The sequence below is a fragment of the Henriciella sp. genome (genome assembly GCF_029937755.1).
Lineage (GTDB): Bacteria > Pseudomonadota > Alphaproteobacteria > Caulobacterales > Hyphomonadaceae > Henriciella.
On the sequence record NZ_JAPYPG010000009.1, the window covers coordinates 53,668 to 79,192 of the forward strand.

General features: G+C 57.1%; 27 protein-coding genes. 3 read left to right on the top strand and 24 right to left on the bottom strand.

Translation table 11 applies throughout. The features are described from left to right. Positions 1-109: 109 nt before the first annotated feature. The 17 genes from Q1K29_RS16125 to Q1K29_RS16205 all read right to left on the bottom strand — a co-directional run bounded on the left by Q1K29_RS16125 (position 110) and on the right by Q1K29_RS16205 (position 15,396). Complete coding sequence (locus Q1K29_RS16125) at positions 110-835, bottom strand: helix-turn-helix domain-containing protein (protein ID WP_084396992.1); 726 nt, start codon at positions 833-835, stop codon at positions 110-112. Next, positions 832-1,194 (bottom strand): hypothetical protein, encoded by a 363-nt coding sequence (locus Q1K29_RS16130; RefSeq protein ID WP_084396995.1) that lies wholly within the window; start codon positions 1,192-1,194, stop codon positions 832-834. The genes Q1K29_RS16125 and Q1K29_RS16130 overlap by 4 nt, the downstream gene beginning before the upstream one ends. Beyond that, positions 1,191-2,225, bottom strand: coding sequence for an acyltransferase (locus tag Q1K29_RS16135; RefSeq protein WP_233350154.1), 1,035 nt, complete (start codon positions 2,223-2,225; stop codon positions 1,191-1,193). Before Q1K29_RS16135 ends, Q1K29_RS16130 begins: the two co-directional genes overlap by 4 nt. Before the next feature lie 42 nt (positions 2,226-2,267). Further along, the gene (locus tag Q1K29_RS16140) at positions 2,268-3,305 is read right to left on the bottom strand and encodes a nuclear transport factor 2 family protein (RefSeq protein WP_273053825.1); all 1,038 of its coding nucleotides are present in this window, start codon (positions 3,303-3,305) and stop codon (positions 2,268-2,270) included. A gap of 118 nt (positions 3,306-3,423) precedes the next feature. Further along, on the bottom strand, positions 3,424-3,630 hold the full coding sequence (locus Q1K29_RS16145; RefSeq protein ID WP_084397002.1) for an SHOCT domain-containing protein: 207 nt from the start codon (positions 3,628-3,630) through the stop codon (positions 3,424-3,426). Positions 3,631-3,657: 27 nt separating this feature from the next. Then, on the bottom strand, positions 3,658-4,062 hold the full coding sequence (locus tag Q1K29_RS16150) for a copper resistance protein B (RefSeq protein ID WP_084397004.1): 405 nt from the start codon (positions 4,060-4,062) through the stop codon (positions 3,658-3,660). 92 nt (positions 4,063-4,154) lie between these two features. Further along, a complete protein-coding gene (locus tag Q1K29_RS16155; RefSeq protein ID WP_300396123.1) occupies positions 4,155-5,249 on the bottom strand; it encodes a DUF2231 domain-containing protein in 1,095 nt (364 codons plus the stop codon). Between the two features lie 9 nt (positions 5,250-5,258). Further along, on the bottom strand, positions 5,259-6,062 hold the full coding sequence (locus tag Q1K29_RS16160; RefSeq protein WP_034813580.1) for a copper resistance protein B: 804 nt from the start codon (positions 6,060-6,062) through the stop codon (positions 5,259-5,261). Next, the gene (locus Q1K29_RS16165; protein ID WP_034827486.1) at positions 6,059-7,900 is read right to left on the bottom strand and encodes a copper resistance system multicopper oxidase; all 1,842 of its coding nucleotides are present in this window, start codon (positions 7,898-7,900) and stop codon (positions 6,059-6,061) included. The genes Q1K29_RS16160 and Q1K29_RS16165 overlap by 4 nt, the downstream gene beginning before the upstream one ends. A 58-nt stretch (positions 7,901-7,958) precedes the next feature. Next, on the bottom strand, positions 7,959-8,345 hold the full coding sequence (locus Q1K29_RS16170) for a hypothetical protein (protein ID WP_034813575.1): 387 nt from the start codon (positions 8,343-8,345) through the stop codon (positions 7,959-7,961). A gap of 407 nt (positions 8,346-8,752) precedes the next feature. Continuing rightward, a complete protein-coding gene (locus Q1K29_RS16175) occupies positions 8,753-9,568 on the bottom strand; it encodes a crotonase/enoyl-CoA hydratase family protein (RefSeq protein ID WP_366524225.1) in 816 nt (271 codons plus the stop codon). Positions 9,569-9,673: 105 nt separating this feature from the next. Continuing rightward, on the bottom strand, positions 9,674-10,705 hold the full coding sequence (locus Q1K29_RS16180; RefSeq protein WP_300396128.1) for a deoxyhypusine synthase: 1,032 nt from the start codon (positions 10,703-10,705) through the stop codon (positions 9,674-9,676). Between the two features lie 114 nt (positions 10,706-10,819). Next, positions 10,820-12,007 (bottom strand): type III PLP-dependent enzyme, encoded by a 1,188-nt coding sequence (locus tag Q1K29_RS16185; protein ID WP_300396130.1) that lies wholly within the window; start codon positions 12,005-12,007, stop codon positions 10,820-10,822. Positions 12,008-12,112: 105 nt separating this feature from the next. Then, a complete protein-coding gene (locus Q1K29_RS16190) occupies positions 12,113-12,247 on the bottom strand; it encodes a hypothetical protein (RefSeq protein ID WP_300396132.1) in 135 nt (44 codons plus the stop codon). 136 nt (positions 12,248-12,383) lie between these two features. Further along, a complete protein-coding gene (gene metC, locus Q1K29_RS16195) occupies positions 12,384-13,550 on the bottom strand; it encodes a cystathionine beta-lyase (protein WP_300396134.1) in 1,167 nt (388 codons plus the stop codon). Then, positions 13,547-14,392, bottom strand: a complete 846-nt coding sequence (locus Q1K29_RS16200) for a sulfurtransferase (RefSeq protein ID WP_300396136.1) — start codon at positions 14,390-14,392, stop codon at positions 13,547-13,549. The genes metC and Q1K29_RS16200 overlap by 4 nt, the downstream gene beginning before the upstream one ends. Continuing rightward, the gene (locus Q1K29_RS16205) at positions 14,392-15,396 is read right to left on the bottom strand and encodes a cysteine synthase A (RefSeq protein WP_300396138.1); all 1,005 of its coding nucleotides are present in this window, start codon (positions 15,394-15,396) and stop codon (positions 14,392-14,394) included. The genes Q1K29_RS16200 and Q1K29_RS16205 overlap by 1 nt, the downstream gene beginning before the upstream one ends. A gap of 128 nt (positions 15,397-15,524) precedes the next feature. Here Q1K29_RS16205 and Q1K29_RS16210 point away from each other — a divergent pair, with 128 nt between their 5' ends. Further along, on the top strand, positions 15,525-16,055 hold the full coding sequence (locus Q1K29_RS16210) for a cupin domain-containing protein (protein WP_300396140.1): 531 nt from the start codon (positions 15,525-15,527) through the stop codon (positions 16,053-16,055). Continuing rightward, complete coding sequence (locus tag Q1K29_RS16215) at positions 16,052-16,762, top strand: DUF6134 family protein (RefSeq protein ID WP_300396142.1); 711 nt, start codon at positions 16,052-16,054, stop codon at positions 16,760-16,762. The genes Q1K29_RS16210 and Q1K29_RS16215 overlap by 4 nt, the downstream gene beginning before the upstream one ends. On the opposite strand, the gene Q1K29_RS16220 is transcribed toward Q1K29_RS16215, so the two are convergent. The 4 genes from Q1K29_RS16220 to Q1K29_RS16235 are packed head-to-tail and all read right to left on the bottom strand — an operon-like array spanning position 16,763 to position 21,589. Beyond that, positions 16,763-17,992 carry a cyclopropane-fatty-acyl-phospholipid synthase family protein gene (locus Q1K29_RS16220; RefSeq protein ID WP_300396144.1) on the bottom strand — a complete coding sequence of 410 codons (1,230 nt, stop codon included), beginning with the start codon at positions 17,990-17,992 and terminating at the stop codon, positions 16,763-16,765. 11 nt (positions 17,993-18,003) lie between these two features. Further along, positions 18,004-18,792: a DUF1365 domain-containing protein gene (locus Q1K29_RS16225; protein ID WP_300396146.1), complete on the bottom strand. Its 789-nt coding sequence runs from the start codon at positions 18,790-18,792 to the stop codon at positions 18,004-18,006. Further along, the gene (locus Q1K29_RS16230; RefSeq protein WP_300396148.1) at positions 18,789-20,117 is read right to left on the bottom strand and encodes an FAD-dependent oxidoreductase; all 1,329 of its coding nucleotides are present in this window, start codon (positions 20,115-20,117) and stop codon (positions 18,789-18,791) included. Before Q1K29_RS16230 ends, Q1K29_RS16225 begins: the two co-directional genes overlap by 4 nt. Then, positions 20,114-21,589, bottom strand: a complete 1,476-nt coding sequence (locus tag Q1K29_RS16235; RefSeq protein ID WP_366524226.1) for a deoxyribodipyrimidine photo-lyase — start codon at positions 21,587-21,589, stop codon at positions 20,114-20,116. The genes Q1K29_RS16230 and Q1K29_RS16235 overlap by 4 nt, the downstream gene beginning before the upstream one ends. 141 nt (positions 21,590-21,730) lie before the next feature. Here Q1K29_RS16235 and rfaE2 point away from each other — a divergent pair, with 141 nt between their 5' ends. Beyond that, positions 21,731-23,182, top strand: a complete 1,452-nt coding sequence (gene rfaE2, locus Q1K29_RS16240) for a D-glycero-beta-D-manno-heptose 1-phosphate adenylyltransferase (protein ID WP_300396150.1) — start codon at positions 21,731-21,733, stop codon at positions 23,180-23,182. On the opposite strand, the gene Q1K29_RS16245 is transcribed toward rfaE2, so the two are convergent. From Q1K29_RS16245 to Q1K29_RS16255, 3 genes are read right to left on the bottom strand one after another with little or no spacing between them, the layout of a single operon-like run. Further along, entirely contained in the window at positions 23,179-24,075 is an 897-nt protein-coding gene (locus Q1K29_RS16245) for a hypothetical protein (protein ID WP_300396152.1), read from the bottom strand. The genes rfaE2 and Q1K29_RS16245 overlap by 4 nt on opposite strands. A gap of 2 nt (positions 24,076-24,077) precedes the next feature. After that, positions 24,078-24,389, bottom strand: a complete 312-nt coding sequence (locus Q1K29_RS16250; protein WP_300396154.1) for a DUF6285 domain-containing protein — start codon at positions 24,387-24,389, stop codon at positions 24,078-24,080. A 58-nt stretch (positions 24,390-24,447) separates the two neighbouring features. Then, positions 24,448-25,458 (bottom strand): phosphotransferase family protein, encoded by a 1,011-nt coding sequence (locus tag Q1K29_RS16255; protein WP_300396156.1) that lies wholly within the window; start codon positions 25,456-25,458, stop codon positions 24,448-24,450. Positions 25,459-25,525: the final 67 nt, after the last annotated feature.

Genomic DNA, 25,525 nt, shown 5'->3' on the forward strand with positions numbered 1-25,525 from the left:
ATGAGTTAATACCCATAGGGGGTATTGGTTACTCCGTATATATACTTAGGGCCCGCATCGTTGTCTTGAGCAAGACAAGCGCGCCGACCAATCCGCGTTGGGTGAGGGATCAGCTGAGATCATCGACGGACACCTCCAAACCCGACAGGCCAATTTTTGGGGTCACCCCGAACCATTGTTGCAGTCGGCGAGTGAAATGCGCCTGGTCAGCAAAACCGCCCGCGGCCGCTGCATCAGCGAGACTGGACGACGCCTCCATTGCCTTAGCGGCGCCGAGCAATTGCAACCATTGCAATAGGTTGCTGGGCGGAACACCGAAGTCCGCCTTGACGATCTCTCGCAGCCGAGTTGGAGACAGCGCGAGCTCGCGCGCCAGAGCGGCGGGATTGGCGAGTGCGCGAACGTTGCCAAGGGCTTTTTGTAGGCGTGAATCTATGGCCGAACCAGGCAACCGGCCCGCGAACCTTTTCGCCCAATCGCGCGCCTGACTAATGTCGCTGATGTGCTCTAGAGCGGCTGATAGATCATCCGAAAGGCAGGCAGGCTGATTGCATTGCTGATCGTTTCGAATTCCGGAAAAGCGCGGGTCAATATAGATCGAGCGCGTCAGGCGTCCCTCAGGACCGATGGAATGGGTCTGCCCAGTAGGGATGTGAATAGCCTTGCCGGTCGGGGCTACTATCTCTGAGTTTGTCGTCACCACGACTGCGCCATCCAGCCCGAGTATGGCCTGATGTGCCAAATGAGCATGTGCCGTGTTCTTGCCAAGGCGAGCGTCGAGCGCGGCCCAGCCGACCCCGATGGCCAACGCGCCAGACCAGGGCGCCGCGCTCATTTCAATCTCCCCTGAGTGTCAGGCTCGGTTGCTTTAAGAAAAGCGTAGATCGCTGTTTCGCATTGACCGCACGCGGTCCCGAGCCTGTTCGGGCTGTTGCTCGTCGTTTCCAGCGAGGCTCTTTCAAGGCCTCTGAAAATACCTGCCATCGCTCGTAGTGCCCTGAGGAGATTTTCTCGGCGGTGTTCGATCGACTTCGCAAATGCCTCAGAAAGAAGAATGCACACCTCGGCCGTCATGAATGCCATTTCTGCAAACTTAGTTGCGGGTGTGTTTTCAGATGCGCTGCTTATAAGCTTCTCAAATTGGCTTTGAGCCCGAAGCAATGTTTCAATCAGTGAATGCGACGCGGAGGTCATGCGGCCACCTCCGGCGATACGGTTTTTTGGTTTATCGAGCGGGCGCGCAGCTTCAGAGCAAGCACTGGCTTTTCGATGACATGCCACGAAGTGGCCGCGACGAGCAGAATGAGCGGCGCGGTCATTATAGCCAGGACAGCGGGGCTAACATCTGGTTGTCCAACCAGAAATACCTGCAAAAGCGGGTAGTGCCAGATATAAATCCCGTACGAATAGTCCGGAATTTTGGCGATGCGGACGGACGCACGTTTTGGCAATCCAGCTCGAAGCATTAGGCTTGTGAGGGCAAGGGTCGCAAACAATTCGCCGAGGGGGCCGCCGCCAAGGAGCGCGAACGCTGCAATCAGACCTGCGACCGCCAAGAGGGGCGGTCTGCGCAAAATAGGCCACTGCCAAAGCGTCATTCCGAGCAGAAAGGCCGATGAGAGGCGGAGCAAGGACATCACGCTCGGCGGGAGCGCACTCGTATCGATGAACAAAGGCGCGCTAAGATAGACCGATTGCACAAGCAAGAAGACGCTAAGAACACGCCATGGGCCGTTGACGGTGCCAAACATGAACGCGATGCCCGCTAGGATGTACGCTGCTAGCTCGAACCGAATGGTCCAGAGCGGCCCGTTAAAGTCGGTTTCCAAATTCTGAGAGAATATCTGTGCGGGCGCGCTGTCGGGATCGCCAAGCGCCAAGACTTTGTAGGTGTATTGCCAGGTCTCCGGCTGAAACAATGATCCGCCGCCCTCGGCCGAATAGACAGGCGCGAAGACGAGGACAAAAGCCGCAAGTATAATCACCAGAGCTGGGTAGATCCGCAGAAACCGTGAAACTGCATAAGCCTTCATATCGCGCCTTGTATGAAGACTCTTGGCAATCAAGAGGCCTGACAGGACGAAGAACCCGTTCACGGCCATATAGCTGGCAGTCCATTCGTGGATGCGAAACGGTTCGAACCCTGTCGTGAGGAGCCAGATATGACCGAGTACTACAGCGATCGCCAACACCCACCGCACCGCGGTGAAGTGGTTTTGACCCATCAGCGGGTCCGCAAGCTGTGTTTGGCCACCCCCAGCCATTTATCAGTGCTCGTGATCTTCGGTGATCGGCGCGGATGACCAATGGACATGGTGAATCTTCCAGACCCCAGCGTCGCGTTTGAGAACCATGGTTTCCATAGCTTGGCGGTGCACGGGCTCGCCTCTATAGGCGCCATTAATCTCCGATTGAGAGATCACCGTAGCGATATCGCTATTCTCGAGAATGTTTCGGTCTTTGAGATCGAATGAAACCGCGGCTGTATAAGCCATGTCTGCGGGCATATGATGGCCGGCATACTCTTCGAATGAGCGCTCGGCGCCGCCGCCCTCAGCGATCACGACGTCGGGGGAAAACAGCGCGCGCAGCGCCGCCTCATCACCTGCTTTTAACGCTTCGCCGAAAGCGTCAGCGACGCTCGCCGGCGATCCAGCTTGTGGCGCGGGTGTTGTGGACGGGCTGTCTCCATCATGGTGCCCATCACTATTGTCATGACTGATTGGAGCGACGTCGTGATGGCCATCGGAGTTTTCATGGGCAGCCGCGGTCGGCGCTAAATCTGGCATGGGATCCATATCATGATCTGCCGTGACGCCGCCGCCGCCATGATCATGGTCGTGGCCATCTCCTGTCACCTGCGGCAGGCTTTTGACCCCAAGGCCGTAGCCATAGACGATTTTGCCGCCCCACCAGGCCGTGACGGTTAAGGCGAGCGCGGCCGCAGCCAAGCCTGTGACGAAAATGCCTGAGGCGGCTTTTGCTCTTCCCGTCCATCGCCAGGCCGCCAATAGGAGGATGGCGAGGCCGGATGGTACAGCCCAGTTGCGGTGGGTGGTCATCGCTGCATGCGACGGCGCGTCATGATCTACCGTGTAATAGGCTTGAAATCCTGCCGCGATTGTCAGCACGATTGCGATCGCACTAAAGGCCAGCATCCAGTCCGCGGCCGGGCGCAGAGTCTCTCGCCATCGCTCGACAGGCGAAAAGGCGGCCAACACATAAGAGGCCAAAGCCGTGAGGCTAAGCGCATAGGCAAAATGCACCAGAATCGGATGCAGGTTCGGTTCAATCAAATCGCCCAAAAGCGCCTCCCAGTTAGCCATATGCGTGAGCGTCGCTATCTTCAGCGACTGGCATTGTCTGGGTGATACGCCGGACACTTGCCTGACCCCTCAAGAATTGTGGGGTCTGCAAGCGACGTTAGCTCAGGTCTTTCATGCGACGATCAAATTCTTCCTTGTCTATTTCGCCGCGCGCATATCGTCGCCGGAGGATATCGACCGGGTCGTTGGACTTGGAGTCCGCCCCGTCCCGATTGATGGTCGCACGCACAGCGACATAGATCAGCAATGCCAGGACGCCCCAAAAAATCAGCGCGCCAAGATTGCCGAAAATCATATGCCCCATATCGGCCAATTTAGATCTCCATCATGTTTAGAACCAGGTTCGCACACCGACGAGCAATGCCGTTTGATCTTTTTCGCCTCCAGACGCCTCAATGAAGTCTGCGGTATCGCCAATAGCGCTTTGCCATTCGACGCCAATATATGGCGCGAATTCGCGAACAATTTCGTAGCGAAGGCGCAGGCCGGCATCAACGCTGGTTAAACCAGAACTGAGTTGCAGGTCAGGCATATCCTGAGCAGAAAGGCTCGCTTCTAAGCGGGGTTGAAGGATCAGACGCTGGGTTAGCAGCAACTCATATTCGGCCTCGACCCGTGCCGTGACGTCGCCTTCGGTGCTCACAAAAGCAGCAGCGTCAGCTTCAAACCAATGTCCAGCCCGCACTTTATGGGCCAGTTTGAAGTAGGGTTTCTGGGGGAAGGACAGGACAGTCATGACCTAATACCCATATGGGGTATACTCAATATCATCGCCGCTTGCCGATTGCATTTCAACTTGGCCAGCACGCGGCAGTTTGGATTTCCTCCTTATCGCGGCGCACGAGAGGACGAGTGCGTGTGAATGACCTGCCAGGTGCCGGCGACCTTGCGGAACAGCACCGTTTGTTTCCCGATACGCTCCAGGCGTTCGCCATTGGAGCTGAACGTTCCACTGATCGCTGTGTCCGCGACAGCCCATGCAAAGTCACTTCCCTCGAATTGCACGTCTATATTCGAGAAGTCGAGTTCGAGATCCGGAATGGTATCTTTTTCGGGCTCGACATGATTTTCGACAAGGTCGAGCAGGCCAGTATTCTCGCCGCCTGACTCAAAGTACCGGGCGCCTGACCAGTCGAGAAAGTTCTGTCGGAACAGTTCGCCATCGCCGGTCTCCCAACCGGTTTCGATCGCGGCCATGATATCCAGGATCGCCTGTTCATCAGTCGAGACCGGTTTGGTGTCGTGATGGCCGTCGGAGTTGTCGTGTCCGGCGGGGACCGTGCCTGACATTTCTCGATCAGCTGCACCGTCGGTATGGTCGTGATCATGTCCATCGCCGCTCGCCGATGATCCATCCATCGTGTCGGATGGAGGCGCTCCGTGAGCGTCTTGATGATCGTCTGTTGAATTTACGGTGCCTTGGTCGCCATGACCGGCTCCGCCGCCATGATCATGATCGTGGCCTGGCCCGCTGGCTTCAGGAAGGGTCTGCACGCCAAGTCCGTACTTGTAGACAATTGTGCCTCCCCACCACGCTGTAACCGGCAAAAGACCTGCCACCGCCAGGGCACTGATCGCAAATACCGGGCCGGGCGACGAGGCCCTTCTCAGCCAGCGCCAACCGGCGAGGGCCAGTAATGCGAGGCCCGTGGGAACAGCCCAGTTGCGATGGGTTGTCATCGCTTCATGGGACGGCGCATCGTGAGCAACGCTGTAATAGGCCTGAAACCCGGCCGCGATGGTGGCCAGAACCGCCAAGGCAGCCAATGCCAGCATCCAGTCGGCGGCCGGTCGAAGGCTGTCGCGCCAGCGGCCTGCAGGTACGAGGAGGCCAGCCACATATGCCAAGGCTGCAGATGTGCCGAGGGCATAGGTAAAATGCACCAGCACGGGGTGAATATTGGGTTCTATGAAACCGCCCATTTTGTTCTCCTAATACCAGGTCCGCAGGCCCACGAGAAAGACGATATCGTCGCCTTCACCGCCTGCGGCTTTGATCATGTCGCGTGTCTCACCGAAGGCGCTTTGCCATTCGACGCCGACATAAGGCGCAAACTCCCTCCTGATTTCATAACGAAGCCGCAAGCCGGCATCGAGTGTGCTAAGTCCCGCGCCCGTTTCCCTTTCCGGTATGTCCTGCGCGGAAAGATTTGCTTCGATCCGAGGCTGCAAGATCAACCGCTGGGTCAGGAGCAACTCATATTCAGCCTCGATGCGGGCCGTTACATCGCCTTTTTCACTGAGAAAGGCGGAAGCGTCGACTTCGAACCAGTAGGGCGCCAGACCATTCAGTGCGACGACCCCATGCGCGAGACTATCCGGTTCGATGTCGTAGCGAACGCCCGCCTGAACATTCCAGAAAGGCGCAACCGCGCGGGAATAGAGCGCCTGGATCTCGGCATCATCCACGCCCTCTCCATTCAGAGAGGCGCGGCCCTCGCTCTTGAACCAGAGCTTGTTGATATCGCCCCCATACCAAGCCTGTCCGTTCCAGTACAAACTGTCGCCCTCGTCAGACATCTGAGCCTCGAGCTGGTTGAAGAGGATGTAGAAGCTCTTCTGGTCTCCGCCTTCCGCAAGAACGTCCCGGCGAGCGTCCGCCATTGCATCCTCGCCGTAGATGGCGTCGGCCTGATCCCAGGGCGGGGTTTGATTTGTGTCTTCCGCGAACGCGCTGCCGGTCGCGTAGAGCGCGAAGCCGAGGAGGAGAGGGGCTGCCAAATTCGGTTTCATCATGATTTTCCCTCCCCATGGTTCATGCCGTGATGGTCCATGGGCATATTCATCTGACCTGCCGGCATTTTTTCAGCTGGTGTCGTATCGTCTGCTGGCGGAATGACGCTGACGACCTGCATCATGCCAGCGTGCATGTGGTAAAGCAGATGGCAGTGGAACGCCCAGTCACCGACATGTTCTGCGGTGATGTCGACGCTGACCCTGTCTGCAGGCTTGACCGTTACTGTGTGCTTTCGAGGCATGTGATGACCACCGCCATTCACGAGATCGAAAAACATGCCGTGCAAATGGATCGGGTGTGGCATCATTGTATCGTTTACGAGCGTCAGGCGAACACGTTCACCCTCGTAGAACTTGATTGACTCGGTTACCTCGGAGAATTTTACACCGTCGAACGACCACATGTAGCGTTCCATGTTCGACGTCAGATGAATGACAATTTCGCGGCCAGGCGGGCGATGGTCCTCATTCATGTCGAGCGCGCGAAGCTGGTTATAGGTGAGCGTGCGGTGGGGGACATCATCAAGCCCGAGACCGGGTTCGCCCAAGCGGCTCATCGTCATGCCTGATACTTTTGCGACACCGGGGCCGCGCTCTATATCTGCTTCAATCTTGACGGGCTGGACCGCCGGACCATGAGGATCGGGCATCATCGACATGGCACCCATGTCGTGGCCTTTCATGTCGTCCCCGGCCGTCGCGGTGTCCGGACCATGATCCATTCTCCCCATGCCTGACATGCCCGCCATGTCTCCATGGGCCATTCCCATGTCCCGCATGGTCAGCATCGGCACAGCTCGAAGCGCAGGCGCATCGACCCGCATACCGGCACGCGGGCCGAGCGTGGCGACGGCCTGGCCGGAGCGGTCGATCGATTCGGCAACAAAGGCGTAGGCGCGCGCTTCGGTCGGCGCGATGATGACATCATACGTCTCGGCCACGCCCATCTGGAACTCGTCGGTCTCAACCGGCTGGACATTCAGACCGTCGGCCTGGACCACCGTCATCGGCAAGCCCGGGAGGCGGACATTGAAGAGGGTCATGGCGGAGGCGTTGATAATGCGCAGGCGAACCCGCTCGCCCGGCTGGAAGACCATATTGAAATTATCGGCCGTCGAATGGCCATTGATCAGGTAGGTGTAGGTTTCGCCGGTCACGTCTGCGAGATCGCGCGGGCTCATTCGCATCTGCCCCCACATGCCGCCAAGTCCGGTTGGGTTCGACAGGGTCGGGCGGTTGAAATTCAGGCTCTCGGCATTCTTCTTGAGCTTGTCGAAGATCCGGTGCGGATGCGTGAAACTCCAGTCGCTGAGGACGAGCACATATTCCCGGTCATAAGCCACTGGGTCTGTACCTGCCGGATCTATGACGATCGGACCGTAATGGCCGAGTTGTTCCTGCAGACCAGAATGGGAGTGATACCAGTAAGTGCCATTTTGCGGCACCTTGAACTGATATTTGAACGTTTCGCCCGGTTTGATGCCCGGGAAGCTGACGCCCGGCACGCCGTCCATATGGAAGGGGACAAGCAGTCCGTGCCAATGGATCGAAGTGTCTTCGGCAAGCCGGTTGGTGACGTTCATTGTAACGTCATCGCCCTCGCGCAACCGCAAGAGCGGACCGGGAAGTGTGCCATTGATTCCGGTTGCCATACCGACTTTGCCGTTGAGCCTGACCGGGAACTGCCCGATTTCGAGGTCGAAGCGCGTGCCCGAAAGTGAGGGCACACCAAGGTTTCCGTTGCTGGAAGATTTTGCCCAAGCGGGCAGGAGGCTGCTTGCCCCCAAGGTTGCGCCGGTGCCGAGCACCGTCTGCAACATACGTCGTCTGTTCAACATAATCGTCTCCATGAGGTGAATTTATGCAATCGGGCTGCTAATGCAGCGACGCACGAAATCAGCTCAGGGAACGCACCTTCAATGTGACTGGCGTTTGTTGCAGCAGGTAACTTCGGACCTCAGGCCAGGGCGTGCGGACATTGACGACGCGCTTCCATGCGTGTTGCCATGAGGGTGTAGCAAGCCCGATGGGCGTCGTATCGCCTAATACGTGCTGGACCGGGTTCGCCGTCTTGTCGGCTTGGGCGACCGTTGCTGTCTGAAGCTTGCAGTGATCAGTCTCATCATCGCAGGGCGCCTCAGGCCCATCGGCGGGCGCCTGGTGAGAATGAGCGGTGAACTCGGTTGCCATGCTATTCGTCGCCGACATATCGACGGGACACGCGCAGAGCACCTGCGACAGGCTGAAAAATACCGTCACGAGAGTTGCGACAACAAAGTTCATGACTACCACTTATACCCCATAGGGGTTTAAATCAAGAAAGAACCTCTGAGCACTCAAGGTTTGTCGTAACGGAGCAGGATCAACCCAGACCCGCGGGTCAGTCCCGAGCGAAAAGTTGCATGGCTACGCTCCAGCGCGAATTTGAACGGCCAGCAAATCATGTTAGCGATGTGAATGTCGTTGATAGGCAGCGTCGAACTTTGACAACACGAAAGGGCTGCACCACAGTTTGCACTACAAATTGCAAACAATCTGCACAACAAGCGAAGTTTTGAGTGCCATAGTGCGTTGAATTAATTTAATTTCAAGCACGATTACTGGGCGCGTCACTCGCGCCAGATCAGCCAGACGAAAAAAGCCGGAGCTCCAGGGCTCCGGCTTTCGTGTGTCTGGCACTATGGTTTCGGTCAGCAATCCTCAAAGACCGCCGGCCGTTTCTGCAGCTCAGCCATGACCGCCTCGATCTGATTCTTCGATCCGATGATCTTGTCCTGCAGGACTGATTCCTGCACCAGCGCATCCTCGTCACTCATCTGATGGAGAGTGTTGAAGATGTGCTTGTCCGCCTTGATGGCGTCGGGGTTCTTCGACGCGATCAGCCTGGCCATTTCCATGGCGCGCTCATAGGGGGTATCGCTCAGCTCAGTTGCGAAACCATACCCTAGGGCATCTGTGCCCGAGAAAATTCGGCCGGTATATGTCAGCTCCCGGAGAATATCGTCGCGACAGAGATTTCGCATGATTGCCGTTCCGGCCATGTCGGGCACCAGGCCCCACTTGATCTCCATGATCGACATCTTTGTGTCGGGATGAACAATGCGAATATCCGGGCCAAGCGCCAACTGGAACCCGCCACCGAGAGACACACCGTGCACGGCGGCAATCACAGGTACGGGAAGGCTGCGCCATCCCCAGACAGCCTGCTGCGCCCTGTTGGCAATCCCGTGTGTGCGCTCAGCGAGAACGCGTTTGCCGCCGCTGGCCGGATCTCCGGCGCTACCCTCGGCCATCTTGCCGAAATTGCCCATGTCGAGGCCTGCACAGAAGGCCCTGCCTTCACCGGAAAGGACAACACAACGAACGGAACTATCTTCTGAGAGCGCATCACTTGTCTCGATGAGAGCGCTGAACATGGCCTCGTCCAGTGCATTCATCTTGTCTGATCGCATCAGTTTGACGTCGGCCACGCCCTCCGATTTCGTAACCTTGATCCGCTCCGACATCTCGATCTCCTCTGATTTCTGCAGCGTCGACACATTGTCGAATGCAAAACGCCGGGACAATAGATGTCCCGGCGTCATCAGAGAGCAATTATACTTCAGCGCTATCTAGAGAAAGAGCTTCGCAAATTCACGTGGCTTGCGCTTCTTCCATTCGCCCTTGTGCCAGGAGGCAGAGGCCAGCAGAGGAATGACCGTGCTCGCTTCTGCGAAGACCATCTGCTCGTACACGGTCTGGACTTTGCCCCAGCTTGCCGCCTCCTTGAGAGTGGAGGATGAGCAGGCGCCATCGCGCGTATCGGCGACGGTGATCTGAACAGCGTATTTGTGCATCTCGACTTCCTTGCCGAGGATCTCAGCGCAGACCACGGTGTCCTGAACAAAGTTCTTTGGAACGCCGCCGCCCACCATGAGCAGGCCGGTTGAGCCGGCTTCGATCTTGACGTCGGTCAGTTCACGGAAGTCGGCAACACTGTCGATCGACATGTAGTTGCCGGGATTTTCGACTTGATGCTTTACGAGGCCAAAGCCGGCTGAACAGTCAGAAAAGGCCGGGACGAAGATCGGGACATTGTGATCATAGCAGGTCTCGACAAGAGATCCCTTCTTCTTGGCATTGTCCTTGAGCCACCGGCCCATTTCCCAGATGAACTCGCGTGAGGAATAGGGGCGGCGCTCCAGCGCATTGGCAAGCTCATAGATCGTGTGATCGCAGGCCTGGAGCTCTTCTTCGTCAATAAAGGTGTCGTAGATGCGATCGATATAGAGATCGCGCAGGATATTATCGTCGACCTGCTCTGGCGCCTGATAGTGCTTGTAACCAAGGGCCTCGAAGAAATCCATGTCGACAATGGAAGCGCCCGTCGCAACAATGCAGTCGACAAGGCCATATTTCACAAGGTCACGGTAAACATCCATGCAACCGCCTGCCGAGGTCGAACCTGCAAGCGTGAGGATGATCGAGCAATCCTGATCTTCGATGGCCATGTTGAAGATTTCAGTCGCCCGTGCGGCATCCCGTGAAGAAAACGACATCTTACCCATCGCCTCGATGATCGGCCGGGCGTCAAAGGATGTAATATCGACGTGCTCGACAGGACTGCTGAGAAGTTCTGCCTTGCGGTTTGTTGGTTCTGCCATTGAGGGGGACTCCAAAGTTCTTCGTCCGCTTTCTAACGGGCGTCTATTGCAGGGTCCAGCCAAAGCGCCGCACTCAACGTGCGACGCGCCGCGCTGGGGAATTTCGAATAAGGTTCACGCCATTACGGCGACTGTGGTTTCCGAGTGAAAGCCGTTGAAGCGGGAAGCAAGCGCCTGACCATATGCGCCGAGGTGGCACACTTCGACCCAGTCACCTTCTTCAATGTCTGCAGGAAGATCAAACGGACCTTCCATGACATCGAGACTGTCACAAGTCGGGCCGAAGAACCGGAACGCCTCGCTCTGTCCGTTAGGGCGAGGGGCCGAACGGTGAAGCTTGACGGGAAACTTCCAGGCGCACTGGGCCGCATCGAAGAGCGAACCGTAACTGCCGTCATTCAGGTAGAGGTCCTGACCCTTGCGGAGCTCCACGCGCGCGAGCGTCGAGCCGCCCTGCGCGCACAGGGCACGGCCGGGCTCTCCAAGGATCTGGATGCCATCGAAACCGTGCTCACGAAGCGCTTCACGGATAGAGGCGAAATAGTTGCCCATCGGCTTTGGCGTCATGCCGGGATATGCAACGGGGAACCCGCCACCGCAGTCAATCGAATCGACCGCAACATCAGCTTCGTCGATGATTGAACGGCTCCAGGCCAGAGCACGGTTGTACTCGGCGGTATTGAGGCACTGTGATCCGACATGGAAGGTCATGCCCAGCATGGAAACATGGGCGCGTGCTGCCTTGAGTAGCTCGACAGCCTCTTCACGACCGGCCCCAAACTTGCCCGAGAGTGGCATGATCGCGTCGCCTTTTGGAAGCGCAAGACGGACATGAAGATTGAGGTCATCAGCATAGCCGGTCTCGGCGAGCAGCTTGTGGAGCTCTTCCATGCAGTCAAAGGAGAAATCGCGAACACCATAGGCGTAAGCGTGCCGGATTGCTGCCCGGGATTTAACCGGGTGCATGAAATACATCCTGGCGGAAGGCGCGATCATGTTCACGAGTTCGACCTCGCGCGTAGAGGCAACGTCGAAATGCCGAATGCCGGCGGTCCAGAGCGTCTTGAGCACCGCCGGATGCGGGTTCGCTTTTACGGCATAAAGAACCTTTCCCGGAAAACCGTGAAGGAACGTCCGCGCAGCAGCTGCGATCTTCTTCGGATAGAGGACGTAAATGGCGTCGTCGCCTTCATAGGCACTCAACACCTCGTTCACGCTCGCAAAAGCCGGAAGGCCGGTGCGATTTGAGGCATCTGGAAGAATGGCGGGACGCGCCAGAGACGCGTAATCAGACTTGAACATGGTCGGAAAAATTCGGCTTTGTAACTGGTGTTGAAACCAGTGAACTCATTGACTGCTCAATCACCAACGGATTGAACGCGGCATGGTTCGGCGGGCTTGGGCCCGCTACGGCCTTATGAGTTCCGCAATAGCGGCCAGGTAATCCCCGAACTTCCGGTCATAATAATTGTAGAGCCCCGTGTCGGACGCGACGTCCTTACGGTTCAGCGATCTCGCGAGAGCGAAGTGTTGCGGTGTCATCCAAGTATCCTCGGCATGCATGACTGACCTTTCGGCCAGTGATGAAGTGAAGACAGTTGGGCTCACCCGTACTGACGCCCTTTCGGGACCGTCGTAGCTCGCTTGCTTGTCGAGCGCGGAGATAGGAAAAAAAGCGCTATAGATCAAGAATTTTTTTGCGGTCGAGTGCATCGAACCCGCGGTGAAGGTCCTCGATCAGATCGTCAGCGTCTTCCAGCCCGACATGCACCCTCATCAGCCGGCCTGTCCTCGACTGGGTCCAGTCCTCTGGCAAGCGCGTAAGCTGCTCGTCACATGGGATGATCAGACTCTCGTAGCCGCCCCAGGAAAAGCCCAGCTTGAAGAGTTCCAGGCCGTCAATGAAAGCATCAATTTCAGCATCCGTCTCCGCCTCGACCAAGAAGGCAAAGAGCCCGGAACTGCCGCTGAAATCGCGGCTCCAGAGTGCATGATCGGGATGAGATGGGAGCGCGGGATGAATAACTTGACTGACAGTTTCCTGTTGATCCAGCCAGGTGGCGATCTGAAGCGCGCTAGTTTCATGCTGCTTCAGCCGGGTGATGAGGGTTCGCGTACCTCTCAGCGCAGCATAAGCTTCTTCCGGGCCGAGAGAGATTCCCCAATCATCCGTAAGCTCAGCCACCTCCTTGGCGATGGCCTTGTCTTTAACCGTGATAGCGCCGCCAAAAGCATCGGCATGGCCGACAACGTATTTGGTCAGCGCCTGAACCGACAGATCAACGCCCATGGATAGGGGTTGGCAGAAGACGCCTGCTGACCAGGTATTATCCATGATTGTCCTGATATCCCGCGCCTTTGCCATGGCGACAATGGCTGGCGTATCGCTGATCTCGAAGGTCAGCGAGCCCGGTGATTCCAGAAAGATGGCTGCAACATCATCGCTCAGGCGAGCTTCAAGCGCCTGTATCTTCCGCGGATCGAAGCGTTCGCAACCGACGCCCATTCGGGCAAGGCGGCGCTCACAGAATCGGCGAGAGGGGCCGTAGATGGAATCGGAGATCAATACCTTGTCGCCGGCCTTCACCACAGACGCGACGGCGACCGCGCATGCGCTCAGGCCTGATGGGGTAAGGTGCGCGTCACTTGCGCCTTCAAGCTCGCAAAGAGCGACCTCAAGTTCGCGCTGAACCGAAAGCCCCATCCGTCCATAGCCAGGCTTGCGGGAATAAAGCGCCTTGCGATCTGGCAGAATCACCGTGGAGGCACGTTCGATAGGGGGGTTAACCGTCCGCCGGCCAGGGGACCCGGCCTTATTATGGATGAGGCGGGTATTGCGTTTCATGCCACGGTTGTTTCGACCGGATTGCTTTCATCGCCCGCCCATTCCGTCCATGATCCGTCGAATACGGCTGCGTCCCAGTTTCCGAGCTGCGCGAGCGCCAGTGCGATCACGGCCGCTGAAACACCGGATCCACAACTCGCGATGACTGGTGCAGAGCGATATTTTTCAAAGAGGGCAGCGAGTTCGGCTTCATCAACTAGTTTGCCGTCTGCCCCCACAAGGCTGCTGGATGGGATATTGGTGCTGCAGGGAATATGACCTGAGCGAAGCCCTTCGCGTGGTTCACTTTCAGTGCCGCCAAATCGTCCTGGTGGACGGGCGTCGAGGATAGGAACGCTCTGACTTTGTGCGGCCTGATGGACCTGTCGTGCTGATTTCACGAGGTGGGATTGCACACGAGGCGTAAAGTGTCTTCCCCCAGTCACGACAGGCGGCAGGTCTTCTAGGTTGCCACCTTCTTCCTCCCAGGCACGGAGTCCTCCATTGAGGACATAGACATCCTTGTGACCCATGACCCGGAACATCCACCACACGCGCGCGGACGCAATGAAATCATTCGCGTCGTAAACGACGATCCGGTTTCCATCCCCGACGCCCAGTTTACGAACGCGGGAAGAGAACTTCACGGAATCCGGAAGCATGTGTGGCAGGTCGGTATCTGTCGCGCAGATATCGTCAATGTCGAAATAGACCGCACCGGGAATGTGGGCTCGTTCATAAGCCTCTCGGCCCGCACCGGGACCTGCGACCCATGACGGGAACCAGCTGGCATCAATGATGCGGATATCAGGGGCGTTGATGTTGGACTTCAGCCAGGCCGCGGAAACGAGTGGAGATGTCACTATTCACCCTCCATCCATGGCGGAACCGGCAGGTCTTTCGACCGCAGGAATTCCGGATTGTAAAGTTTTGACTGATAGCGATTTCCGTAGTCGCAAAGTATGGTCACGATCGTATGCCCCGGCCCGAGATCCTTCGCGAGCCGAACGGCGCCTGCCACATTGATGCCTGCAGATCCGCCGAGACATAGGCCTTCATGCTGTATGAGGTCGTACAGGATGTGGAGCGCCTCGGTATCGCTGCACCTGTAAGCGTAATCGACTTCAAGTTCTTCTATGTTCTTGGTGATCCGACCCTGGCCAATGCCTTCTGTGATCGACGTGCCTTCGGCTTTCAGCTCGCCGTTCTTATAGTATTCGAACAAGGCTGCTCCACCCGGGTCGGCGATGCCGATCTTCACGGCCTTGCTCTTCTCCTTGAGCGCCTTTGCGACACCGGCCAGTGTCCCACCCGAGCCAACCGCACATATAAAGGCATCCACCTTTCCACCCGTCTGCTCCCAGATTTCCGGACCAGTGGTCTCATAGTGCGCATCGCGATTAGCGACGTTATCGAACTGGTTTGCCCAGATGGCGCCATTTGGTTCTGTCTGGGCCAATTCTTCAGCCAGGCGTCCCGAGTAGCGTGCGTAATGGTTGGGATTGGAGTAGGGGACCGCGTCCACCTCGATCAGCTTTGCCCCCAGCAGTTTGACGGCGTTCTTCTTTTCGCTGCTTTGCGTACGCGGCATCACGATAACGACACGATAGCCGAGCGCTGTCCCTACCATGGCAAGCCCTATGCCCGTATTGCCCGCTGTTCCTTCGACGATGGTACCCCCCGGCTTCAGCAGACCGGATTCTTCCGCATCACGTACGATGCCCAGAGCCGCCCGGTCTTTGACCGATTGCCCCGGGTTCAGGAATTCAGCCTTGCCGAGAATGGTACAACCGGTCTCCTCAGAGACGCGCTTGAGCTTGATAAGCGGGGTGTTCCCGATTGCCTCGAGAACGGAATTCAACACCATGTTTCATACTCCAGTCCAATCCATCGTGTAGCCGTGTGCTCTTGCAGTGACAACACTCGTTTCGGTGATCCAGATGGGGGGAACCAACGTAAATCAAACATGTGCAAAGCTTGGAAACCTTTTAGTCAATGAGATCGCCTGACACATACTCCGCGTTCATGCTGGATTATGCGGCTGGTAACTTGCCGCCCGCCATGGCGCTCGCTGCGAACATTCACCGCCTCATGTCGAGCCAGGGTGATGAAGCTGCCCTGCTATGGGAGAGCGTGCGCGAGGTGCTCCTGGACGCGAAGGGAGAAAGTATCCAGCTTTGCAAGCCTGAAGAACCTGTCGCAGATGCCCTCGACATCATTCACACCGACTTTTCCGAGGTCCGATGGCGGCGAGGTCTTTCAGGAGTGAAGTACGCCCCAACCAGCGCGCGGGTCGGCCAGATGATGCGGCTCGAGCCTGGTCAGAACGTCTATTCTCATGGCCACTCGGCACTGGAAGCAACTGTGGTGTTGGAGGGCGCCCTTGAAGATGGGCATGGCATCTACAAGCAGGGTGAGATCCTGCTTGCCGATTCAGGCTTCAAGCACCGTCCGGCCGCACACGGGAACGCGGCATGTACCTGCTACGTTGCTAGATCAAGAACGCCATTCTGGAGACTGACTTGAAACATTTCGTCTCAGCCTTTCTTGCGACAAGCTTGCTTGCGCCTCCGGTTTTTGCAGACACCGAAAGCACAAGCCGGACAGGTACATCTCCCGTCAGCCAGTCCGCGCCTGAAGCCTGGATGCCTGATGACGGTGATGTGATCCGTTTCAATGTCTACCGGAAAGGTAACAAGGAATTCGGCACGCATATCGTGCGCTTCGACGTGGCCTCTGACGGCAGTTTCAAGGCCACCTCAGACGTCGATCTCAAAGCCGGGCTTGGGCCGATCACCCTGTTTCGCTACAGCCTTGATGCGACCGAGACCTGGGAAGGTGGAAACCTGGTTGCGCTCGAAGGATCGACGAATGATGATGGTGACAAGGAAAGCGTTTCAGCGACAGCAGACACCGGTAGCCTGAAAGTCGACGGGACAGGGTACACTGGCTCTGCCCCCATCAGTATCATTCCTTCAAGTCACTGGAATATCCAGCAGGTCTTCAGCTCGGAGATTCTGTCGACAGAAAACGGTGAATTGCTCGAGACTGATGTAACAAATCTTGGCCACGACACCATCGAGGTGAATGGCGAACCCGTGAATACGACCCACTATCGCCTCAAGTCAGATCTGACCGTCGATCTTTGGTATGATGAACAGAATCGTTGGGTCCAGCTGAGTTTCGATGCGCGCGGCCAGAGAATCGAATATCGACTGGCCGAACTTTACTGATCAGGCTTTCGATACCTGGAACTGACCGACATTGATGCGACCGTTGCGGAAGCCGGCTTCGCAATAACTGAGATAAAACCGCCAGAGACGCCGGAATCGCTCGTCAAAGTTGAGGGTCTGGATGTGCTCCCAGGCGCTTTCGAAACTGTCAGCCCAGATCTTCAGTGTGCGCGCATAATCCTGCCCGAAATAATGGACGCCATCGTAACGCAGACCTGCCTCAGCAAAGGATGACTTCAGCGCCGTCTCGCTGGGAAGCATTCCACCCGGAAAGATATAGCGCTGAATGAAGTCTGCGCGTTTGCGGTAGCGCTTGAAGAGATCATCATCGATCGTGATGATCTGAAGGGCTGCCTTTGCACTGTCCTTGAGGCACTCCCTGATCTTGTCGAAATAACTTGGCCAATAGGCCTCGCCGACAGCTTCGAACATCTCGATCGATGCGATCCCGTCATACTGACCCTTGTGATCGCGATAATCCTCAAGCCGGATTTCCACGCGGTCGGACAGCCCGCCCTTGTGCATCCGCTTGAGAGCGTAATCCCTCTGTGCTTCGGAAATCGTCAGGCAAGTGACTTTCGACCCCCGGACCTTCGCGGCATATTCCGCAAACCCGCCCCAGCCGCAGCCAATTTCCAGAACCTCGCTGTCGGGGCCTGCGCCGATCTCATCTGCGATATGACTGTACTTGGCGGTCTGGGCCTGCTCCAGCGACAGGTTGGGACGATCGAACAGGGCAGACGAATAGGTCATCGTCTCATCGAGCCAGGACTCATAGAACTCGTTTCCGAGATCATAGTGCGCCATGATGTTCCGGCGGGCGCCAGCCTTGCTGTTGCGGTTGAAGAAATGGCGCACATTATTGGCAATCTTCACGAGTGAACCGCCCACCGCAAGCTTGCCGGCCGCCTCGAAATTTTCAGAGAAGAATTCCAGGACGGCCGTAAGGTCGGGTGTTGACCAGTCACCATCCATATAGCTTTCTGCAAAGCCAATATCGCCACCAGCTAATGCCTTTTTGGCGAAGTCAAAACTGTGGACTTCCACGACAGCGGCGGGACCGGGCTTTCCATGATCGAAAAGGATAGAGCAACCATCGGGAAGGTCGAACCGCAAGGATCCGTTCTCCGCCCTCAACAGCATGAAGCCTGCCAGGCGAAAACTTGCCGGGACATTCTTCAGGGCTCTAAGCGCCGAAACATTGGCGTGAATCGCAGATGTCGTGCTCATTTTCCTCGTCCTCAACTCTGCCGGCCGGTCGTGACAGCCAGCGTTGGCTCCTTGGCATCCTCGCTGGGGCGACGATGATAGCGCGCCCCTTTTGCCCAAAGTTTCAGGGCTTCCCAGTGAATCCCTAATGTAACACCAATCGTGGACAGAGGCAGCTTGAACGCAACGGAAAGCAAATTTGCATCGGTGGCGGACTGGCTGACTGTGGACAGGCTCGCCATGTGAACGGGCTTTCCGTCCTTGATCGTCGTTACGCCCAGTTGCAGGGCATCAGAATTGTATTGAAGCGAAAACTGATACTGGCCGGAGACATCAAAAAAAGGCGAAACATGAAAGCGCTTCGGAGCTTCATGCCGACTCCATTGGCCATCCAGCGCGGCCGCGTAGGTATGGCGTTCGCCGAAGGTATTGCGGACTTCGTAAAGGATGGCGGCAGGACGCTCGTCAGTATCCAGAAAGAGCCAGAGTGAGATGGGGGCGAACTTGTAAAAGATATGCCTCGGAAAGGTAATGAGCCGGAGCATTCCGCGCGGAACCTCCAGATTTGCGGCTTCAAGTTCGGCTTCAGCCCATCTGCGAAGACTGGTCCGTTCAAGCGCCCCATGGTCCTTCCGGTCGAACGTGAACAGGGCAGAGCGCTCCACGCCGAACAAACGGGTTTGTTGGGCGCATGCCTCAAGACGATCAATGTCCAGGTCAATCATGGCGACCCGGTAGCGGAAAGACGACGTAAAAGGCGTGAAGCGGCGATGGGTCGTGTGACCAAGATGGAGCCGCAGGGGAGGGGAGGCATTCGTCACTGCGTAGCCTGTATGCTGGCAGCCTTGAGGTGAGATGTGCGGCGGCCATCGATTTCTACGGTCTCCACGCCAATTGGGTCCCAGTCCACCTGTCCGCCGAGTGAAAGGGCCGGACGCAGTCCGCTCTTCAAACCATCCTCGTGGAATCCGCAGCCGAGCCAGGCCCCGGCGAACCAGAGGCCGTCACGGCCCTGGCGTCTTTCAAGCGATCGAACGGCGGCGTAGGCCGCTCCATCAAATTGAGGGTGATCGAAAACGACTTCTTCAAAGACCTTGTCGCTCGGTGGCGCCACGGAGGGATTGAGTGTCACGAAGAGCGGACACTCGCGAGGCAGCCCCTGCAGCCGGTTCATCCAGTAGGAGAGACAGATGTCCGTCTCTGACGAGCAATTTCCCATCACGTTCCAGCTCGCCCACGCGGCCTTGCGTTCAGGCATGTAGGACGTGTCCTTATGGAGATAGATCCTGTTTGGCCTGTAGCGAACCGATTTGAGGAGGAATTGCTCTTCGCCAAAGCTGTCATCAAGCAGTCTTCGCGCAGTGTCGGAGTGTGTGGCAATAATGACGTCATCGAAAATCTGACTGTGACTATCCGCAAAATCCAGGCGGACATGCCTGTCGAAACGACTGATGCGTTTGACCGCTGAGTCCAGTTTCAGACGAGACCCGAGGATGTTGGCGACCTTGCCAACATAGTTTTTCGAGCCGCCGCTTACGGTTCGCCATTTTGGGCGTTCGCGATGCATGAGACGGTGGTTTTCGAAGAACTGAAAGAAGCTTCGCGCCGGATAGTCCATGATTTCTGCGGGTGGTGTGGACCAGATCGCCCCTCCCATCGGAAGGATGTAGTTGTGGCAGAAATCCTCATCAAACCCGTGACGCTTCAACCAGATACCAAGGCTTTCCTCCAGGATCTCGTCATTGGCGAGTTCGGCGCGGGCAATGTCATTGAATTTCAGGATCGTTCGCCAGAAGCGATGGAAGCGCGGACGGAAAAGATTGCGCTTGTGAGCAAACATGCCCACTCGCGTCGATGCCCACTCGAAGCCGTCCGGGTTGGAAACTGCGAAGCTCATGTCGCTGGGCTGCGTCTTGACGCCCAGCGCGTCGAAAAATCCTGTCAGGTTTGGATAATTCAGCCCGTTATAGACGATGAACCCCATATCGACATCGATCGGCGTACCGTCATAGTCGATGGAAACAGTGTGGGAGTGGCCGCCGGCACGCTCGCGAGCTTCGAAGACTGTGATCTCCGCTGTGTCCTTGAGGGCATAAGCCGCGCCAAGGCCGCTGATACCTGACCCGATGATAGCGATCTTCTTCATGCCGCGTCCTGTTTGGTCTTGAGTTTTTCCCAGGCCTCAAGCGCACGTGCACGGCCTTCGGAATGATCGATCATCGGGTGAGGATAGGTCTTGCCCAGTTTGATATTCGCCTTTTCCAGAACTTCCTTTGAAGCCGTCCATGGCGAATGCAGCACCTTGTCCGGAAGGTCTGCCAGTTCCGGACACCACCGGCGGACGTAGGCCCCGCTCTCGTCAAATTTCTCACCCTGTGTAATCGGATTGAATACGCGGAAATAAGGAGATGCATCCGCGCCCGAACCGGCTGTCCATTGCCAGCCCGCTGCGTTCGATGCCGGGTCAGCATCCACAAGCGTATCCCAGAACCAGTCTTCCCCATCGCGCCAGTGAACCATCAGGTGTTTGGTCAGGAAGGAGGCCACGATCATGCGTACGCGATTGTGCATCCAGCCAGTCTCCCAGAGCTGGCGCATGCCGGCATCGACGATCGGATATCCGGTCAGGCCCTTTTGCCAGGTTTCCAGCGCTGATGTGTCCTTCTTCCAGGGCATGGCGTCGAACTTTCTATCGTAGTTCTCCCAGCCCATCTCGGGGTTATAGTACAGGAGGACGTAGGAAAATTCGCGCCAGGCGATTTCGGACAGAAAAGACCACGCACTGGCATCCTGCTTGAAACCATGGTCGAGCTTTGACTTCACAGCCCGCCAGATCTGCGCCGGACTGATTTCACCATTATGAAGATGCGGCGACAGGCCTGAAGTGCCATCACGATCTGGCCGGTTCCGCATGTTATCGTAAGCTCGCAGACCTTCATCGAGAAAACTTTCCAGGCGTTCCTTCGCGCCCGCTTCGCCAGGCGTCCACATCCTGTCGAAACCGGTTGACCAGTCCGGTTTGCTCGGATGCAGTCCCCAGTCCTCGATCCGCTCACCCTCTACACCTTGCCCTTGTAGGGACGTTGGTCGGGCGCAGGGGGCAGGAGCTTCATAGACTGAACGAACGGCACGCCAATATGGGGTGAAGACCTTGTAGTATCCCCCTGATTGCGTCTTGATTTCCCAGGGCTCGGTCAGAAGCGAAGTATTGAAGCTTTCTGCTTCGACGTCGCTCTCCTTGAGATCTGACTTGATGCGCGAATCGATCTCGCGCTCGGCTTTCCCATAGCGCCGTCCCCAATAGACGGCGCCGGCGTCTGTTTCTTTGACAAGCGCCGGAATGATCGTCTCGGGATCACCGCGCCGGCACACCAGTTTCCCGCCAAGCTCCGAAATGTCCGATCGCAAGGCTTTCAGGGACTTATCCAGCCACCAGAACGAAGCTCCGCCGCGTTTGCGCAGGCTTTGTGTCTCTTCAAGAATATAGACGCAGATGACCCCACCGCTCCGCTTGTCTGCTGCGGCAATAGCTGGATGGTCATCAAGCCTCAGATCATTCCTCAGCCAGACAAGTGTCGGTTTCGTATTTCCGTTTGCCAGAATGGTCTCCCGCGCAATAGCCTTTCCTCAAACTACGCGCCCAGCGCCTGAACGGATCAATTTCAGCAACAGGATTTGCAGTGCTGGCTCCTGAAGCCGGAATTGACTAAGGATCCGGGTTTCGTAGCAAGAACGTCTTTTCAGTCAGGGGAAGTTGGCATGAAGCAGCATCTGGGAGAGCTGATCAGCCGTGCTGAAGGACAGCGCGTCCTCTGTGTGGGGGACGTCATGCTGGACCGTTTCGTTTACGGCACAGTGGAGCGCATCTCGCCGGAATCGCCTGTTCCAGTGCTGCGCCAATCGCATACGGTTGAGATGCCGGGCGGTGCGGCCAATGTGGCGCGCAACATGGCGGCCATGGGCCTCGATGTGATCATGATCGGCTGCGTCGGCGAAGATGCGGATGGCGCAAGTCTTGATGCTTTGCTCGCAAACCACAAACGTATCGAGACCAGGTTGGCGCGCAATTCAGCCGTCCCGACAGTGGTGAAGACACGGTTCGTTGCCTCCAATCAGCAATTGCTACGCGTGGATAGCGAGACGAGCTCACCAACACTGGGTATCGCCGAAGCGGTGCTGTGTAGTGCAATCGAGAAAGCCGCCTCCGAATGCCGGGCGATCATCGTATCGGACTATGCCAAGGGCACAGTTTCGCGGGCTACCTTTGCAGCATGTCTCAAAGCAGCAAAAACCAATGAAATCCCTTTGCTCGTCGATCCCAAGCATATTGATCTTTCGATCTATGCAGGAGCAGATATCGTCAAGCCGAATGCGGCGGAATTGTCGGCAGCCACAGGCTTGAAGGCTGGAACGGACGAAGAAGTCTCCACCGCACTTGAGGCGGCCACAGCGTTTCTTCCCGGCAGCCGCATTGTCGTCACGCGCGCCGGCAAGGGTATGTCATGGATACAGAAAGGGCAGGTTACACATCAGCGCGGGGAGGCGAAGCAGGTTTTCGACGTTTCGGGTGCCGGCGATACCAGTATGGCCGCGATTGCACTTGGTATCGTCACCGGCGCGCCGATCAGTGACGCCGTCTCACTGGCCGTTACAGCCTCGGGGCTCGCCGTCGCCAAGACCGGCACAGCCACGGTCGATGCCGAGGAAATCCGTTCAGCGCTCGACTCTTCATTTCATCATCTCAGGGCCCCGGTGCTCTCTCATGAAGCCACGCTCCTGCAGGTCCGCCGCTGGAAGGATGCGGGTCTGAAAGTCGGATTTACAAATGGCTGCTTCGACATCCTTCATCCCGGTCACCTTAAACTACTGGAAGAAGCACGATCTCGCTGCGACCGGTTGGTCGTTGCAATCAATACAGACGCCTCCGTACGCCGCCTCAAAGGTGAGTCCCGTCCTGTGAACACCGAGAACGACAGGGCACGCATGCTCTCCGGAATCGCGGCAGTCGATGCTGTGGTTCTGTTTGAGGAGGAAACGCCGGAGCAGCTCATTGATATGTTGCTACCAGACCTGCTGGTCAAAGGCGGCGACTACACAATTGAAACGATCGTCGGCGCACAAACTGTTCAGGCCAACGGGGGTGAGGTCCACATTGTGCACCTTGTCGAAGGACAGTCGACGACGGCTATCCTGCAGAGAACCAAGACCTAGTCTCCACGTTCGCCGGAGATGTCCTGTTCCCCGTTCGGGCGATGGATGGGCGCGACATCGACCACTTCATCAGCAGCCCATGTATCGAAGGGTTCAGCTGGTTTCTCGGCGTTGAGATCGAGCCAGTTGGTCAAGGTCTGAAGGCGTGTTTCGATAGTTTCAATGAGCTCAGGTTCCGCGACATAGGATTGAGCCTGTCTTGGAAGGCTGGGCGTCAGCCAGCCCAGGGCGCCAGACTGACCTGTCATTGTTGTCTGGATGGCGCACGCTTCGAAGGCCGGACTGCAATTGCCCATGAATTCCTCCCATCGTTCCGTGTCTTTTCCGTCAGGCAAAAGGACACCGCCAAAGCGCTGACGGAACTCTTCGGTGTCGGGAAGCTGCTGGAGAGCCGCATAGAGAAGCGGTTCGGTATCCGGCGTCGCGAGAATAACGACGCCGCGCAGCTGGTTTTCGGCTGATAGGTACCGTTTCATTGCCACTGTCAGATCGGCCTGCGCCAGTTTTATTTCTTCGTCACGCATGCGCCCCCTGGAGGCTGGCGATGGGGAACGATAGGCAGGCGTATAGATCGTCAGGTTGGAGGCACCGAGCTGCAGGGACTCTGACAAGGCCTCATATTCTTCATGCAATTTTTCATGATTGGCTGGCAAGGAACCCTTGCGGGCCGGGGATGATACCGGAGGCGGGATGACGAAGAGATCGACACCCCAGGGTTCAGCCCATCCACCTTGCGGCTGCTCTGCCGGCCGCTCCAGCCAGACTTCATCATAATAATAATCGGGGGCTTCCGGCTCTGTCGTTGCCTCACCCAGCATGAAGGCGAAGGCCCAGTCCTTCAGTGCAAACCAGCCTACAACGAGAATGGCGGCTGCAATCAGGATACGGCGCATCGTTACTCCTCAAGGGCTTTGGTCAGGGCAGAGTAGTTTGGCTGATCGACTTTAAGCTGGTCAATTGCGGTCTTTTTTAGATGATCCATCAGTTCAGCCGACTGAATTGTCAGTTCACCCGACCTGATCTTCTGGCGCAGCTTGGCATTGAGCTCATCAAGCGACAGAGAGGGGTCAGCGTCAAGCAGGGCCACCAGGCGCGCATGTTCGCGCGTATCGTTTGACTCCCTGGCGTCCAGGTCACGCAGGATGGTTCCCAAAACGTTTGACGCCACGCGTGCATGAAAGCCGGACCGGCCAGACAGTTCAGGCATCGCGGTCTTATCCACGAAGTTTTTTACCGCTCGAACGAGCTCAGAGACACTTGGCTGGTTATGCACGGGGCTGGTCCTCCAGCAGGTTTATCAGGTCCATTTCGGTTTCCGAGACGCGGCGCCCGATAGCCGCGCGCTCAACCCCGGAGTCCGCGCCAGACCGGAAGGACTCGTACATCGTCATGCACATGACGCCCCATTTCATGCTGCCGAGCATTTCCCACCAGTCGATGTCAGATGGTGTAAACTGCTGGCCACCCTGTTTGGCATAGGCGTCGAGAAGAGGTTCAACGTCCCCGAACCCGCCGAGACGCTTTTCGGCATGTCCGAAACGCCAGGAATTTGTGCACATCCAGGCGATGTCCTCTCGCGGGTCCCCAATGTGGCACAGCTCCCAATCAAGGACCGCCGCGAGGCCAGACTCGTCAACCATGATGTTTCCGAGCCGGAAGTCCCCATGCACCAGAACAGGGGCAACAGGATCGGGGGCGTTTTCCCTCAGCCAAACCATGGCAAGGTCGAATATTGGCCGGTAGGCCCCGGTCGATTTGTAGATATCCTCGTAATAGGTCAGTTGGTCGAGACCACTGCTAAGCTTGAGCGGCGGATCCCCCGCCTGAACGTCAATCGAATGGATACCCGCAAGGGCTTTCCCGCATTGCTCCGGCAAGACCTGCCGTGCTTTCGAGAACTTTTCATCCCGCAGGATGCGCCGCGCAATTGTCTCGCCCTCGACCCGGTTCATGAAAAAGCCGTCGCCCAATCCGTTGTCGTCCTCAAGAACCCGGACAACTTTCGGAACCGGAACGCCAGCCGCTTCAGCCGCCTGGATAAGCTTGGCTTCGTTCGCGAGACCGATTGCTGCCGAATCAGGAGATTTCTCGACGCCCTCCGGCGCCCGGCGCAGAATCAGGGTTTCGGGCGCATTGCCCTTGGAAAGCCGAAGCAGCCAGGTTTCCTGGCTGGCTCCACCCGATAGCCGGTCCACAGCATCCACAAGCAGTTCGTTGCCGTACACATTACGCAATACAGCCTGTAGACTGAGCCTGAATTCTTGCGAGTCACTCATCTTCGCCACATTTAACGGAAAGAAGAGCTTCTCCAAGCCATACTCCAACGTAAACCCGGTCGACTTT